This is a genomic window from Pseudomonas sp. BNK-44-b (assembly GCF_047456245.1).
In the GTDB taxonomy this organism is placed as follows: domain Bacteria; phylum Pseudomonadota; class Gammaproteobacteria; order Pseudomonadales; family Pseudomonadaceae; genus Aquipseudomonas; species Aquipseudomonas machongensis.
The window spans coordinates 417426-431548 of sequence record NZ_CP179908.1 but is presented as its reverse complement, the minus strand read 5'-3'; the positions used below and the strand labels follow the sequence as shown (position 1 = coordinate 431548).

The 14123-nt window shown below is 64.1% G+C and carries 14 protein-coding genes; 6 read left to right on the top strand and 8 right to left on the bottom strand.

Going from position 1 to position 14123, the window contains the following annotated elements; genetic code table 11:
* On the top strand, positions 1 to 1275 hold the full coding sequence (locus ACMGGG_RS02080; protein ID WP_054894598.1) for a uracil-xanthine permease family protein: 1275 nt from the start codon (positions 1 to 3) through the stop codon (positions 1273 to 1275).
* Between the two features lie 60 nt (positions 1276 to 1335).
* Here the strand turns inward: ACMGGG_RS02080 and hemH are convergent, their stop codons facing one another.
* Positions 1336 to 2349 (bottom strand): ferrochelatase, encoded by a 1014-nt coding sequence (gene hemH, locus ACMGGG_RS02075; RefSeq protein ID WP_414154787.1) that lies wholly within the window; start codon positions 2347 to 2349, stop codon positions 1336 to 1338.
* Positions 2350 to 2362: 13 nt separating this feature from the next.
* Positions 2363 to 3268 carry a TIGR01777 family oxidoreductase gene (locus tag ACMGGG_RS02070; protein WP_414154786.1) on the bottom strand — a complete coding sequence of 302 codons (906 nt, stop codon included), beginning with the start codon at positions 3266 to 3268 and terminating at the stop codon, positions 2363 to 2365.
* A gap of 187 nt (positions 3269 to 3455) precedes the next feature.
* Between ACMGGG_RS02070 and ACMGGG_RS02065 the strand changes: the two genes are divergently transcribed.
* The 5 genes from ACMGGG_RS02065 to ACMGGG_RS02045 all read left to right on the top strand — a co-directional run bounded on the left by ACMGGG_RS02065 (position 3456) and on the right by ACMGGG_RS02045 (position 8528).
* The gene (locus tag ACMGGG_RS02065) at positions 3456 to 4442 is read left to right on the top strand and encodes an NAD(P)/FAD-dependent oxidoreductase (RefSeq protein WP_063542920.1); all 987 of its coding nucleotides are present in this window, start codon (positions 3456 to 3458) and stop codon (positions 4440 to 4442) included.
* 94 nt (positions 4443 to 4536) lie between these two features.
* Positions 4537 to 5502 carry a YbgA family protein gene (locus ACMGGG_RS02060; RefSeq protein WP_063542918.1) on the top strand — a complete coding sequence of 322 codons (966 nt, stop codon included), beginning with the start codon at positions 4537 to 4539 and terminating at the stop codon, positions 5500 to 5502.
* The gene (locus tag ACMGGG_RS02055; RefSeq protein WP_414154785.1) at positions 5492 to 6361 is read left to right on the top strand and encodes a MerR family transcriptional regulator; all 870 of its coding nucleotides are present in this window, start codon (positions 5492 to 5494) and stop codon (positions 6359 to 6361) included. Before ACMGGG_RS02060 ends, ACMGGG_RS02055 begins: the two co-directional genes overlap by 11 nt.
* 23 nt (positions 6362 to 6384) lie before the next feature.
* A complete protein-coding gene (gene phrB, locus ACMGGG_RS02050; protein ID WP_414154784.1) occupies positions 6385 to 7812 on the top strand; it encodes a deoxyribodipyrimidine photo-lyase in 1428 nt (475 codons plus the stop codon).
* 11 nt (positions 7813 to 7823) lie between these two features.
* Positions 7824 to 8528 (top strand): SDR family NAD(P)-dependent oxidoreductase, encoded by a 705-nt coding sequence (locus ACMGGG_RS02045; protein WP_414154783.1) that lies wholly within the window; start codon positions 7824 to 7826, stop codon positions 8526 to 8528.
* A gap of 37 nt (positions 8529 to 8565) precedes the next feature.
* On the opposite strand, the gene ACMGGG_RS02040 is transcribed toward ACMGGG_RS02045, so the two are convergent.
* From ACMGGG_RS02040 to hemA, 6 genes are all read right to left on the bottom strand, one after another.
* Positions 8566 to 9084, bottom strand: coding sequence for an acyloxyacyl hydrolase (locus ACMGGG_RS02040; protein WP_054894606.1), 519 nt, complete (start codon positions 9082 to 9084; stop codon positions 8566 to 8568).
* Between the two features lie 116 nt (positions 9085 to 9200).
* The gene (murI, locus tag ACMGGG_RS02035; RefSeq protein WP_054894607.1) at positions 9201 to 10001 is read right to left on the bottom strand and encodes a glutamate racemase; all 801 of its coding nucleotides are present in this window, start codon (positions 9999 to 10001) and stop codon (positions 9201 to 9203) included.
* Positions 9994 to 10749 carry a molybdopterin-synthase adenylyltransferase MoeB gene (locus ACMGGG_RS02030; RefSeq protein ID WP_054894608.1) on the bottom strand — a complete coding sequence of 252 codons (756 nt, stop codon included), beginning with the start codon at positions 10747 to 10749 and terminating at the stop codon, positions 9994 to 9996. The genes murI and ACMGGG_RS02030 overlap by 8 nt, the downstream gene beginning before the upstream one ends.
* Positions 10743 to 11573 carry a peptide chain release factor N(5)-glutamine methyltransferase gene (gene prmC / locus ACMGGG_RS02025; RefSeq protein ID WP_151926539.1) on the bottom strand — a complete coding sequence of 277 codons (831 nt, stop codon included), beginning with the start codon at positions 11571 to 11573 and terminating at the stop codon, positions 10743 to 10745. The genes ACMGGG_RS02030 and prmC overlap by 7 nt, the downstream gene beginning before the upstream one ends.
* Positions 11573 to 12655: a peptide chain release factor 1 gene (prfA, locus tag ACMGGG_RS02020; protein WP_054894610.1), complete on the bottom strand. Its 1083-nt coding sequence runs from the start codon at positions 12653 to 12655 to the stop codon at positions 11573 to 11575. Before prfA ends, prmC begins: the two co-directional genes overlap by 1 nt.
* Positions 12652 to 13929 (bottom strand): glutamyl-tRNA reductase, encoded by a 1278-nt coding sequence (hemA, locus tag ACMGGG_RS02015; protein WP_063542909.1) that lies wholly within the window; start codon positions 13927 to 13929, stop codon positions 12652 to 12654. Before hemA ends, prfA begins: the two co-directional genes overlap by 4 nt.
* Positions 13930 to 14123 lie beyond the last annotated feature (194 nt).

Below are 14123 nucleotides of genomic sequence, written 5' to 3'. Positions count from 1 at the left end.
ATGCAGGACGGCTTCAACGACCCGCTGTGGCGCCAGGTCGTCTCGGGCGCGCAGATGCTCTTCGTGGCATTCGGCGCGCTGGTGCTCATGCCGCTGATCACGGGCCTGGACCCTAACGTGGCACTGTTCACCGCCGGTATCGGCACCTTGCTGTTCCAGCTGGTCACGGGCCGTCAGGTGCCTGTGTTCCTGGCATCGAGCTTTGCCTTCATCACCCCGATCATCCTCGCCAAGGGCCAGTTCGGCCTGGCCGCGACCATGGGCGGCGTGATGGCTGCCGGCTTCGTCTACACCTTCATGGGCTTGATGGTGAAGATCAAGGGCACGGGGTTCATCGACCGCATGCTGCCTCCGGTGGTCATTGGCCCGGTGATCATCTCCATCGGCCTGGCCATGGCGCCGATCGCCGCCAACATGGCCATGGGCAAGGGTGGCGACGGCGCCGCGCTGATGCCCTACAAGACCGCCATGCTGATCTCCATGCCAGCGTTGCTGACCACCTTGATCGTCGCCGTGTTCGGCAAGGGCATCTTCCGCCTGGTACCGATCATTGCAGGCGTGCTGGTGGGCTTTGCCCTGTCGTTCGCCTTCGGCGTGGTCGACACCGCGAAAATCGCCGCTGCCCCCTGGCTGGAACTGCCCAACTTCACGGCGCCAGAGTTCAACTGGCAGGCGATCCTGTTCATCGTTCCGGTGGCCCTGGCGCCGGCGATCGAGCATATCGGCGGGGTAATCGCGGTCGGCAGCGTGACCGGTCGCGACTACCTGAAAAAGCCAGGCCTGCACCGCACCCTGTTCGGTGACGGCCTGGCCACCACGGCTGCCGGCCTGTTCGGCGGCCCGCCCAACACCACCTACGCCGAAGTGACGGGTGCGGTGATGCTGACCAAGAACTACAACCCTAAGATCATGACCTGGGCTGCGGTGTTCGCGATCACCCTGGCGTTCATCGGCAAGTTCGGCGCGCTGCTGCAGAGCATTCCGGTGCCGGTGATGGGCGGCATCCTTTGTCTGCTGTTCGGCTCGATCGCGGCAGTGGGCATGAACACCATGATCCGCCACAAGATCGACCTCTCCGAGGCGCGCAACCTGGTGATCGTTTCGGTGACCCTGGTGTTCGGTATCGGTGGTGTGCTGATCGGCAGCGGCGACGGCCCGGACGACTGGGGCCTGAAGGGCATCGCCCTGTGCGCCGTGGTCGCCATTGCCCTGAACCTGATCCTGCCGGGCAACGACGGTTGGAAGAACAAGAAGCTGGATGACCAGTTGCCTTGACCAGGCGTTGAAACGAATCGGCCTCTTCGCGGGTTTACCCGCGAAGAGGCCATCACCCAATCAAGCCCTCTCGCACATCCCTGCCAATACCTGCGCCCACTGCGGGTGATCGTTCAGGCACGGCACCAGCACCAGTTCCTCGCCCCCCGCTTCGATGAACTGCTCCTTGCCACGATCGCCGATCTCCTCCAGCGTCTCGATGCAATCGGCAACGAAGGCCGGGCACATCACCAGCAGTTTCTTCACCCCCGCCTTGGCCAGTTCATCAAGCCGCGTCTCGGTGTAGGGCTCGATCCACTTGGCCCGCCCCAGCCGCGACTGGAACGAGGCTGACCACTTGCCATCGGGAATTCCTGCCGCCCTGGCGAACGCAGCTGCGCTGGCCAGACACTGCGAGCGATAGCAGACCTTGCGCACCTGGGCACAGGCCTTTTCGCAGCAGTTCGCGCTCTGGAAACAATGGGAGCCGGTTGGGTCAAGCTTCTTCAGATGGCGCTCGGGCAAGCCGTGGAAGCTCAACAGGATGTGATCGTATTCCTGCTCCAGGTATGGGCGCGCGCTGTTGACCAGGGCATCGATGTACTCGGGCTCGTCGTAGAAAGGCTGCAGCACCCGCATGTCGAACGGCAGTTGGCGGTCGGCGACGGTCTGGCGAGCCAACTCCACCACCGTGGTCACGGTGCTGTCGGCGAACTGCGGGTACAACGGCGCCAGGGTCACCTTGCGCACACCCTGCGCAGCAAGACGCTCCAGCACTTCTGGCAACGCCGGTTGACCATAGCGCATGGCGATTTCCACCGGCCCATGCGGCCAATGCGGGGTGATGGCCGCCTGCAGGCGGCGGGTCAGCACCACCAGTGGCGAACCCTCGTCCCACCAGATCGACGCATAGGCGTGAGCAGACTGCTCGGGGCGCTTGATCAGGATCAGCGACACCAGCAAGCGCCGCACCGGCCAAGGCAGGTCGATCACATACGGGTCCATGAGGAACTGGTTGAGGTAGCGGCGCACATCGGCGACCGAGGTGGATGCCGGTGAACCCAGGTTGACCAGCAGCAGGGCATGATCGGTCATGCAGCGTCCTATGTCAGAGGCGGTCGGACAGGTCGTCCAACGCCGATTGCAGATCGTTGAAGCGGAACGTGAAACCTTCGGCCAGCAGGCGCACCGGGCGCGCACGCTGGCCACCCAGCAGCAGGGTCGACAACTCGCCCAGGCCGGCCTTGAGCACCAGCGCCGGCAGCGGCAGCAACGCCGGGCGATGCAGTGCCCGCCCCAGACGCCTGGCGAACTCGCGGTTGCGCATCGGCTCCGGCGCGCAGGCATTATAGGGACCGCTGGCGTCGTTGTGCTGCAAGAGAAAATCAATCAGGCGGATCTGGTCTTCTATATGGACCCACGGCATCCATTGTCGACCGTTGCCGATCGGCCCACCAAGACCCAGCTTGAATGGCAGGCGCAGGCGTGAAAGAAAGCCTCCATCGCTGGCCAGTACCAACCCGGTACGCACCAGGACCACGCGCATGCCGAGGGTTTGCGCACGTTGTGCGGTCTCTTCCCAGGCGATGCACAGCTGGCTGGCGAAATCTTCTTTCACCGGCTGCGAGGCCTCGGTCAACTCACGCTCGCCACCATCGCCATACCAGCCCACAGCCGAGCCGGAGATCAGCAGCCCCGGACGCTGCTCGCGGCGCTCCAGCCAGCTCAGCAACTGCTCGGTGAGGGTGACACGACTGGCCCACAACAGTTGCCTGCGTGCCGCCGTCCAGGGGCGATCGGCGATGGGCGCGCCGGCCAGGTTGACCACCGTGTCCAGCGGATCGTCCGGCTCCAGCTCCTCCAGCCGAGCGATGCCGCGCACGCCGCTGCCGCAACGCTTGGGCACCTGGCCAGGCTCGCGGCTCCACACCGTCAGGCGATGACCCTGGCTGAGCCAGAGCTGGCACAAGTGTCGGCCGATCAACCCAGTACCGCCTGTCAGCAATATATGCATGGCTGTGTCCTCACAAGCTGCGGCCATGGTCTATTTTTAAGATCAAGGCACTTTTTAAACCGATAGCTCTCGGATAAACATAGGCCAACCTGTCCTATCGAGCGGAATAACCTTATACAAAACTTCTGTATTGTACAGGTTTGTCTGACAGCGTAGTCTGCTTAAAGCAAGGTTCGAAGAGGCCATCATGACAGTACCTATTGCCATTATCGGTGCCGGTATCGCCGGTCTGTCCGCCGCCCAGGCCCTGCAGAAGGCCGGACAGAGCGTCCACTTGTTCGACAAGGGCCACGGCAGCGGCGGGCGCATGGCCAGCAAGCGCAGCGACGCCGGCGCGCTCGACCTCGGCGCCCAGTACTTCACCGCTCGCGACCGACGTTTCGTCGAGCAGGTCCAGCAATGGGTTGCGGCCGGCTGGGTCGCGCAGTGGAAGCCGCGACTCTACAATTACCGCGACGGTGAACTGACCCCCTCTCCCGACGAACAGACCCGCTGGGTCGGCGTACCACGCATGAGCGCCATCACCCGCGGCCTGCTCAAGGATGTCACGGTCAACTTCGGGTGCCGTATCGCCGAGGTGTTCCGCGGCAAGCAGTACTGGCATCTGCAGGACACCGAGGGCTGCAGCCATGGCCCGTTCAGCCGCGTGGTGATCGCTGTGCCAGCACCGCAGGCCACGCCCCTGCTGGCGGCCACGCCCAAGCTCGCCGCGGTCGCCGCTGGCGTGCAGATGGAACCCACCTGGGCCATCGCTCTGGGCTTTCAGACACCACTCGACACCCCGATGCAAGGCTGCTTCGTGCAGGACAATCCACTCGACTGGCTGGCACGCAACCGCAGCAAACCCGGCCGCGATGAGCAGCTGGACACTTGGGTGCTGCATGCGACCTCCAGCTGGAGTAGCGAACACCTGGACCTCCCCAGGGAGAAAGTGATCGAGCAGTTGTGGGGCGAGTTCGCCGAACTGGTCGGCTGCGTGGTGCCAGCCCCCACCTTCGCCCTCGCCCACCGCTGGCTCTATGCCCGCCCCGCCGGTAACCATGAATGGGGCACCCTGGCCGACGCCGACCAGGGCTTGTATGCCTGCGGCGACTGGTGCCTGTCGGGACGCGTGGAAGGTGCCTGGCTCAGCGGCCAGGAGGCAGCACGGCGCTTGCTCGAACACCTCGAGTGAAGTTGTACAAGAAATTTGTCTTGCATAAGTTTTTCGATGTGCTGGAATAGACCTGTACAAAATTTCTGCCTTGTACAGGTCTACGGAGGCCACGATGAACTTTCCCCACTCGACAGGCAAACCCCGCATCGCCATCAGCGCCTGCCTGGCCGGGCAGGACGTGCGCTACAACGGCGGACACAAAGCCTCGGACCTGTGCCAGTCCCTCGATGAGCATTTCGACTGGCTGCCGCTGTGTCCGGAAGTTGCCATCGGCCTGGGCATTCCTCGCGACGCCATTCGCCTGGTCGGCGATCCACAGGCCCCGGAAGTGATCAACCCGCGCGATCCCGGTACCGATCTCGCACCACCCCTGCGTGCCTATGGCCAGCAAATGGCAGAAGCGCTCGACGATATCTGCGGCTATGTGTTCATGCAGAAGTCGCCCTCCTGCGGGCTGGAGCGGGTCAAGGTCTATCAGGACAATGGCCGTCCCTCCGTGCTGGGCGGGCGCGGCGCCTATGCCCAGGCGTTCTGCGAGCGCCGCCCGGACCTGCCGGTGGAAGAGGAAGGCCGCCTGCACGACCCGGTGCTGCGCGAAAACTTCATCAGCCGCGTCTACGCCTATGCCGACTGGCAGCACCTGCTGACACAAGGCTTGAGCCGCGGAGCCCTGATTCGTTTCCACTCACGCTATAAATACCTGCTGATGGCCCACAACCCGCAGGCCTATCGCGAACTCGGGCGCCTGCTGGGCAGCATGAGCCGCGACGACGACCCGCTGCAGATCGGCCCGCGCTACTTCAGCCAGCTGATGCAGGCGCTGCGTCGCTGCGCCAGCCGCGGCACCCACAGCAACGTTCTGCAGCACCTGTGCGGCTATCTGCGCGATGCCCTGGACAGCAGCGACAAAGCCGAACTGCAGCGCCTGATCAACCAGTACCAACAGGGTTGCGTGCCGCTGGTGGTCCCGCTGACCCTGCTCAAGCACCACCTGCGCATTCATCCCGACCCTTACTTGATGCAGCAGGCCTACCTGCAACCGCACCCGGAAAACCTGGGCCTGCGCAATGCACTCTGAAGACAGCTTGCCGATCGGCGAACTGGCCCGACGCACCGGCGTCAACCCTGTCACCTTGCGAGCCTGGGAACGGCGCTACGGCCTGCTGGTGCCGGAGCGCACGCCCAAAGGCCATCGCCTTTACAGCACACTGCATATCGAGAGAGTTCAGGCCATCCTGCAGTGGTTGGAGCGCGGCGCCTCGGTGAGCCAGGTGCGTGATCTGCTCGAAAACCGCGACGAAACCTCGCCAAGGCTGGAGGGTGACTGGCAAGCTCGCTGCCAGCAACTGATCGAAGCCATTGCCGACCTAGCCCAGCGCTCGCTGGACCAGCAGCTCAACCAGGCCATGGCGCTCTATCCCGCCTCGACCCTGTGCGAGCAATTGCTGCTGCCGCTGCTCGAGCGCCTGGAGCAACGCTGGCGCAAGCACTTCGACGCCAGCCTCGAGCAGGCCTTCTTCCACACTTGGCTGCGCAGCAAGCTGGGCGCGCGGGTCTACCACGACAACCATTCGCTCGAGGGGCCGCCCGTGCTGTTGGCCACGACCCTCGACGCCCCCTTCGATGCTCAACTGTGGCTCTGCGCCTGGCTGCTCAGCAGCAGCGGCTTTGCCGTGGAAGTGCTCGAACAGCCGGTCGGCTGCAAACAGCTGCTGCACGCGATCGCCCGACTTTCCCCGCGCGCCCTGGTGTTGCACCTGGGGCCGCGTATCGACCTCCAAGCACTGGCCCCGCTGCGGGATGTAACGCTGACGAAACTCCTGGGAGGCGCCAGCGTCTTCATTAACGAGGAGCGACTGCGGAGCCTGGAACTTCCGGCGCTGCAGCTCTTCGAGACTCCGCAGGGGGCATTGCGCCTGCTTCAGCAATCACGCTGAACCCGACTGTCAGAGACCCTGAGATGCAATTGATCTGGCTGCGCAGCGACCTGCGCATAAGCGACAACACCGCCCTCTCCACCGCCACCGCACAGGGGCCGACCATTGCCCTGTGGATCGCCAGCCCCGAGCAATGGCAGGCGCACGACGATGCGCCGAGCAAGGTCGACTTCTGGATACGCAACCTGCATGACCTGCGTCAGGCTCTCGAACGCCTGAATATCCCGCTGCTGATCCGCCATACCGACACCTGGCAACAGGTGCCCGAAACCGTGCTGGAGGTTTGCCGCATGCACAAGGTGCAGACGGTGCACTGGAACGATGAGTACGGCGTCAACGAAAGCCAGCGTGACCAGCGTACCCAGTCTTTGCTGGAGCGCTCCGGCGTGGCTACCCGCACGCACCTGGACCAGCTGTTCTTCCATCCCGGCACCCTGCTGACCAAGGCGGGCAACTACTTCCAGGTCTTCGGCCAGTTTCGCAAGGCTTGCCTGGAACATCTGCATCGCAGCCTGCCAACCCTTGCCCATCCCGTGAAACCGCAGGCCCCGCTGGACATCGCCAGCGACTCGATCCCCAGGCACATCGAAGGCTTCGATACGCCCGCGCAGACACTGCGCGACCACTGGCCTGCCGGTGAAGACGAGGCTCAGGGCAGGCTGTCGCGCTTCGTCGACGAAACCATCGACGACTACCAGACCCTGCGTGACCTGCCGGCCAGGCCCGGCACCAGCCAACTCTCGCCCTATCTTGCCGCCGGCGTGATCTCGCCGCGCCAATGCCTGCACGCCGCACTGTCGAGCAACCGTGGCGAATTCGACAGCGGCAGCCAAGGTGTACGGACCTGGATCGACGAGCTGCTCTGGCGCGAGTTCTACAAGCACATCCTGGTGGGTTATCCACAGGTCTCGCGCCACCGCCCCTTCCGCGCCCCTACCGAGGCTCTGCCCTGGCGTGATGCGCCCGAAGATCTGGAGGCGTGGGAACAAGGCCGCACCGGTTTCCCGTTGATCGACGCGGCCATGCGCCAACTGCTGCATACAGGTTGGATGCACAACAGGCTGCGCATGGTAGTTGCCATGTTCCTGAGCAAGAATCTGCTCATCGACTGGCGCAAGGGCGAGCGGCATTTCATGCGACACCTGATCGACGGCGACCTGGCGGCGAACAACGGCGGCTGGCAGTGGAGCGCCTCCACCGGCACCGATTCGGTGCCCTATTTCCGGATCTTCAACCCAGTGACCCAGTCGCAGCGTTTCGATCCAAAAGGACGCTTTATCCGCCATTGGTTACCAGAACTCACCCATCTGGATGACAAACACATTCATTTGCCTGTGAAATCTTCCGGACTATTTGATACAAATAGCTACATCAGCCCGATCGTGGATCTGGACAGCAGTCGCCATAGGGCACTGGCGGCATTCAAGGCGCTACCCGCCTCCACCAACTGAAGGACACGGTATTGAGCAGTACGCGCAGGTTCTGGGTGACAGGGGCCAGCAATGGCGTAGGCCTCGCCCTGGTCGAACGGTTGCTCGAAGAGGGTCATCGAGTCGCCGCCAGCGGAAAGAATTGCCAGGAACTCGACACGTTGGCCGAGCTGCACGAGGCACGCTTGCTGCGCCTGCCCGTGCACGTGCACGAGCTGGCCGAGGCGCAGGCGGCGGCCGAGCAATTGCAGTCGCACTGGGGCGCACTGGATGTCTTGATCGTCAATGCCGGCACGTGCGACTACCTGCCAGACAGCCTACCTGCCAACGCGATAATGGAAGCCATCGTCAGCAGCAACCGGCGCGCCAGCGAGCATGTCTTGGCCAACGCACTGTCTTTGTTGGCCAGAGGCGACAGGCCACAGGTGATGGCACTGTTCAGCCGCTATTCGACGCTGCAGCTGTTTGCGCCAGCGCAGAACCCGGCAGGGCACAACAACCTGCCCCAGTGGTTCCGCGAGCAACGCAAGGTCCTCGACGATCTGACGGTGCAGCTTACGGTGGTCGCGCCGCAGTCGCTCAAGGCGCCTGTTAGCAGCAGCATGGCGATACCTGAATCCTGGACGGCGCAGAGCGCAGCAGAGGAGTTGGTGCGCAGGCTCGAACAACCCCAGGCCGAATTGGTGCTCGAAGTGATGGATCCGACCTTGCTGTGGCCACTGCCCAGGGAAGCTTGAGGTAAACACGGGGCGCCAAGCGCCCCGGTGATTCGGGTCAGAGCGCCATACGATAATGCAGCGAATAGCTCTCGACGCCATCATTGGGCTGCTTGATCCCGGCGTTGGAATAATGGATCGCGCGAACCCCGATCTCGTGCCCACCAGCAAAACGCAGGCCGAATCCGATACGGTCCTCAAACTGGAACGACGAGCCCAGGTCATTGCTTTCCAGCTTGGTCCGCGAGAATGCCGCCACACCGATCCCCGCCTCGATGTAGGGTTTGACCGAGTCCCCGGCGAACTCGTAAACGAACACCGGCGCGAACGACAGGCTGTGATTGCTTGCTCGCTCGTCGCCATCCCAGAACGTGTAGGCGCCGTCCCAATACCCAGTAATACGGCCTACGCTGGTCTGCCACCAACTGGCATCCCAGTTCGACTGCAGCCCCAGTCGGTAGACCATGGTGCTGTCGCCGGTCTGCCCCACCGACAACGAGACATCGGCCGCCTGCGCCGATACCGTCTGCCCCAACGCCAACGCGGCAACCACTGCCACTCCAAGCAAATGCCTCATGAGTCCGTCCTTCTTCCTGGTGTTGTTATCAAGTGTCTGCCTGTAAGTCAGGCTCAATGATAGAAATCAGCACTGGGACGATAGTTCAGCTTTGCCAGGGGAAATTTCACATTTTTTTACAAGTCGAACGCACTGACCTGTTCGACCGAGGCGCCCCATAGAAGCGGGAGGATCTTGTGCAAGTGCTGCGTGTCGCCACTGCTGCAGAATTCGGCCTCACGCGCAGGCCCGTCGGCCAGCAGGTCGCGGGCCAGCAACAGGCGTTGCAACTGACGCGCCACGGCAGCACCGGTATCGATGATCGCCACCTCGGCCGGCACCATGTCGGCCAGCAGCGGGCGCAGGAAGGGATAATGCGTGCAGCCGAGGATCAGCGTGTCGCAGCCGGCAGCCAGCAGCGGCTGCACGTAGCCGAGCAACATCTGGCGTAGCAGTGGACTGTTCAGGTCACCGGCCTCGATCAGCTCGACCAGGCCAGGGCATGGCTGGGTGACCACCTGCACATCGTTGGCGAAGCGGTCGAGCAAGGCGGCAAATTTTGCACTCTGCAAGGTGCCGGTGGTAGCCAGGACGCCGACAACACCGGAGCGTGTCGCCGCAGCGGCCGGCTTGACCGCAGGCTCCATGCCCACCAACGGCCAATCGGGATAGCGCTCCCGCAAGTCGGCCACAGCCGCCACGGTCGCGGTATTGCACGCCAGGACCATGGCCTTGGCACCGCGTGCGTGGAAGAACTCGGCGATGCGCCGGCAGCGCTCACGGATGTAGTCGGGGGATTTCTCGCCATAGGGTACGTGGCCGCAATCGGCGACGTAGAGCAGCGACTCGTGGGGCAGCAAGCGCCGAATCTCGGCAAGCACCGACAAGCCACCGACGCCCGAATCCATCACGCCCACCGGCGCCGAGCGATCAGCCATGGCGATCGCCGCACACCGTGCAGGCCGGGTCTCGCTTGACCCGCAGCTCGCGCATGCGCGTGCCGAGGGCATCGATCAGCAACAAGCGGCCCACCAGGGGCTCGCCGAACCCGGCCAGCAGCTTCAGGGCTTCCAAGGCCTGCAAGCTGCCCACCAGCCCCACCAGCGGACCGATCACGCCGGCTTCGCTGCAGGTCAGCTCGGCCTCGCTGCCATGGCCATAGAGGCAGTGATAGCAAGGGCTGTAGTCGCGCCGAGGGTCGAACACCGACAACTGCCCCTCCAGGCGAATGGCCGCGCCGCTCACCAATGGCTTGCCAGCAGCCACGCATGCGGCGTTGACCGACTCGCGAGTGGCGAAGTTGTCGGAGCAGTCCAGCACCAGGTCCACCGCCGCCACCGCCGCAGCCAACGAGTCGTCGTCCAGGGCATGGCGATGGGCGACCAGGGTGACCTCCGGATTGATCGCTTGCAGACGCTGCAACGCCGAGTCGACCTTGGTCATGCCGACGCTGTCGCTGTCATGGAGGACCTGGCGTTGCAGGTTGGTCAGGTCGACCGTGTCGAAGTCGGCCAGGTGCAACTCGCCCACGCCAGCAGCCGCCAGGTAGAGCGCGACGGGCGAACCCAGGCCACCGAGCCCGACCACCAGGGCCTTGCTCTGCTTGAGCCGCAACTGGCCGTCGATATCCACCTGCGACAGCAGGATCTGCCGGCTGTAGCGCAACAGTTCCTGGTCACTCAGCATGGCAGGCGCCCAAGGGAAATACGCTCATGCCCACCCAGGTCGCGGCGGCTGTCCACCTCGATGAAACCGCTACCAGCCAACAGGTCACGCACTGCGCCAGCCTGGTCGTAGCCATGCTCGAGCAACAACCAGCCGCCGGGCAACAGGTGCTGCGGCGCCTGGGCGATGATCAGACGCAGATCGTCAAGGCCATCTGGGCCGGCCACCAGCGCACTGCTGGGCTCGAAACGCACATCGCCCTCGCTCAAGTGCGGATCTTCGGCGGCAATGTAGGGCGGGTTGCTGAGGATCAGGTCGAAACGCTCGTCGGCCAGGGCGTCGAACCAGTGGCTACTGCGCACCTGAACATTCATCAGGTGCAGGCGCGCGCGGTTGCGCTCGGCCAGGGCCACGGCCTCGTCGATGCGATCGACTGCCGTCACCTGCCAGGCCGGGCACTCGCTCGCCAGGGCCAGGGCGATGGCGCCGCTGCCGGTGCCAAGGTCAAGCACCCGGGCAGGTTTGGCAGGCACCCGTTCGAGCGCGGTTTCCACCAGCAACTCGGTGTCTGGTCGAGGGATCAGCGTGTGCGGCGCGACTTCAAGGTCGAGCTTCCAGAAGCCCTGCTGACCGAGAATGTACGCCACCGGCTCACCTGCGCGACGGCGTTCGAGAAAGGCCGCAAAGGCCTGCGCCGCCTCGCTGCTGACGATACGCTCGGGCCAGGTGTGCAGGTAGCTGCGCGACTTGCCCAAGGCAGCGGACAGCAACAACTCGGCGTCCAGGCGCTCGGTGGGCGAATCGGGCAATTGCGCATTGCGCAGCAGGCTGGCGATGATGGTCATCAGTCCCCCAGGGCGGCCAGTTGATCGGCCTGGTATTCGGCCAGCAAAGGTTCGATCACCGCATCGACACCACCGGCGAGCACATCGTCGAGGGAGTAGAGCGTCAGGTTGATGCGATGGTCGGTGACCCGACCCTGCGGGTAGTTATAGGTGCGGATGCGCTCGGAGCGGTCGCCCGAGCCCACCAACAGCTTGCGCTCGCTGGCAATCGCATTCTGCGCGGCGCTGGTCTGCATGTCGTTGAGTTTGGCCGACAGCCACGACATGGCGCGGGCGCGGTTCTTGTGCTGGGAACGTTCTTCCTGGCACTCGACGACGATGCCGGTCGGCAAGTGGGTGATGCGGATCGCCGAATCGGTCTTGTTCACGTGCTGACCACCCGCACCCGAGGCGCGATAGGTGTCGACGCGCAGGTCGGCCGGATTGATCTCGATCGCGGCCTGCTCGTCAGGCTCGGCCAGCACCGCCACCGTGCAGGCGGAGGTGTGGATGCGGCCCTGCGATTCGGTTTCCGGCACGCGCTGCACCCGGTGCGCCCCGGACTCGAACTTGAGCTTGCCGTATACGCTGTCGCCCTCGACGCGGGCGATGATTTCCTTGTAGCCGCCGTGTTCACCCTCGTTCTCGGAGAGAATCTCCAGGCGCCAGCCACGTTTCTCGGCGTAGCGCGAGTACATGCGGAACAGATCGCCGGAAAAGATCGCTGCCTCGTCGCCGCCGGTACCGGCACGGATCTCGAGAAACACGTTGCGCCCGTCGTTGGGGTCCTTGGGCAGCAGCATGCGCTGAAGCTGCGACTCCAGGACGACGAGTTGCTCCTTGGCTTCGCGCACTTCCTCCACGGCCATCTCGCGCAGGTCCGGATCGCTGTCCTTGAGCAGCGCCTGGGCGCCCTCCAGATCCTCCTGGACCTTGCACCACTCCTTATAGGCGACGAACACCGGCTCGACTTCGGCATATTCACGGGAATAGGCGCGGAAACGGGTCTGGTCGGAAATGACTTCGGCATCACCCAGCAGGGCGGTGAGTTCTTCGAAGCGGTCCTGGAGGATGTCCAGTTTTTTCAGCAGCGACGCTTTCATTGCGTGGGTTTGTCCGTCGAGCCCTCGTGGAGGGCAAAGAGTTCCTGGGCCATGGCCAGCGCATCGACGCGGCCTTCGGCAGAGAGCTTTTTAAGTTGCACGCTGGGCGCGTGCAACAGCTTGTTGGTCAGGCCGCGGGCCAGCTGGGCGAGTACTTCTTCGGGGTTACCGCCGTTGGCCAGCAGGCGCTGGGCTTTTTGCAGTTCCTCATCGCGCAACCGCTCGCTCTGCTGGCGGTAGGCTTTGAGCACGTCTACCGCAGCCAGCTCGCGCAGGCGCGCCATGAAGTCATCGGCACCGAGATTGACCAGCTCTTCGGCGGCCTGGGCTGCACCCTGGCGGCTCTTGAGGTTTTCGGCGACGACTTCGTGCAGGTCGTCGACCGTATAAAGATAGACGTCGTCCAGCTCGCCCACCTGCGGCTCGATGTCCCGCGGCACAGCGATGTCGACCATGAAGATCGGCTTGTGCCGGCGCTGCTTCAGCGCGCTCTCGACCGCGCCCTTGCCGAGAATCGGCAACTGGCTGGCAGTGGAACTGATGACGATGTCACTGTTGGCCAGTTCCTGCGGGATGTCCGCCAACAGCACGGCATGGGCACCGAACTGCTCGGCGAGGATGCTGGCGCGCTCGAGCGTGCGGTTGGCGACGACGATCCGCTTGACTCCCTGCTCATGCAAGTGGCGGGCGACCAGGGTGATGGTTTCGCCGGCACCGATCAGCAGGGCCTGGCTGCGGCCCAGGTCGGCGAAGATCTGCTTGGCCAGGCTGACGGCGGCGAAGGCGACCGAGACCGGGTTCTCACCGATGGCGGTGTCAGTGCGCACCTGCTTGGCGGCACTGAAGGTGGCCTGGAACAGACGCCCGAGCAACGGGCCGATGGTGCCGGCCTCACGGGCCACGGCGTAGGCCGATTTCATCTGGCCGAGGATCTGGGGCTCGCCCAGCACCAGCGAGTCGAGCCCGGAGGCGACACGCATCATGTGTTTGACCGCATCGTGCTCTTCGTGAACGTAGGCACTGGCACGCAGCTCGTCGAGGCTCAGGCGGTGGTAGGCGGCCAGCCATTGCAGCACGGCGTCGGCGCTGAGCTGGTCCTGCTCTATATAGAGCTCACTGCGGTTGCAGGTCGACAGGATCGCCGCCTCGCGGCTGGCGGTCAGTCGGCAGAGCTGCTGCAGGGCATCGACCAGCTGCTCGGGCGTAAACGCCACGCGCTCGCGTACGTCTACCGAGGCAGTCTTGTGGTTGATACCGAGGGCGAGAAAGGCCATGCAAGGTCGCTGGTTGGGACGGGAAGCCGATAATTGTCCTACTTCGCAGGATTCAGGACAACCACCGTTCGCTATTGTCGTGATGAGCCTGAGCTATCGTGAGGCCTGCAGGCATGGCCCGAACCCAGCCAGGCATCTGCCGCAAACACGTGTGACAGTCGGCCTGCCCCCGAACATCACGCGCTCAGCGCGGT

Coding starts and splice junctions, on each gene's coding strand:
- ACMGGG_RS02080 (WP_054894598.1), top strand. CDS start 1: ATGCAGGACGGCTTCAACGACCCGCTGTGGCGCCAGGTCGTCTCGGGC.
- hemH (WP_414154787.1), bottom strand. CDS start 2,349: ATGACCGATCATGCCCTGCTGCTGGTCAACCTGGGTTCACCGGCATCC.
- ACMGGG_RS02070 (WP_414154786.1), bottom strand. CDS start 3,268: ATGCATATATTGCTGACAGGCGGTACTGGGTTGATCGGCCGACACTTG.
- ACMGGG_RS02065 (WP_063542920.1), top strand. CDS start 3,456: ATGACAGTACCTATTGCCATTATCGGTGCCGGTATCGCCGGTCTGTCC.
- ACMGGG_RS02060 (WP_063542918.1), top strand. CDS start 4,537: ATGAACTTTCCCCACTCGACAGGCAAACCCCGCATCGCCATCAGCGCC.
- ACMGGG_RS02055 (WP_414154785.1), top strand. CDS start 5,492: ATGCACTCTGAAGACAGCTTGCCGATCGGCGAACTGGCCCGACGCACC.
- phrB (WP_414154784.1), top strand. CDS start 6,385: ATGCAATTGATCTGGCTGCGCAGCGACCTGCGCATAAGCGACAACACC.
- ACMGGG_RS02040 (WP_054894606.1), bottom strand. CDS start 9,084: ATGAGGCATTTGCTTGGAGTGGCAGTGGTTGCCGCGTTGGCGTTGGGG.
- murI (WP_054894607.1), bottom strand. CDS start 10,001: ATGGCTGATCGCTCGGCGCCGGTGGGCGTGATGGATTCGGGCGTCGGT.
- ACMGGG_RS02030 (WP_054894608.1), bottom strand. CDS start 10,749: ATGCTGAGTGACCAGGAACTGTTGCGCTACAGCCGGCAGATCCTGCTG.
- prmC (WP_151926539.1), bottom strand. CDS start 11,573: ATGACCATCATCGCCAGCCTGCTGCGCAATGCGCAATTGCCCGATTCG.
- prfA (WP_054894610.1), bottom strand. CDS start 12,655: ATGAAAGCGTCGCTGCTGAAAAAACTGGACATCCTCCAGGACCGCTTC.
- hemA (WP_063542909.1), bottom strand. CDS start 13,929: ATGGCCTTTCTCGCCCTCGGTATCAACCACAAGACTGCCTCGGTAGAC.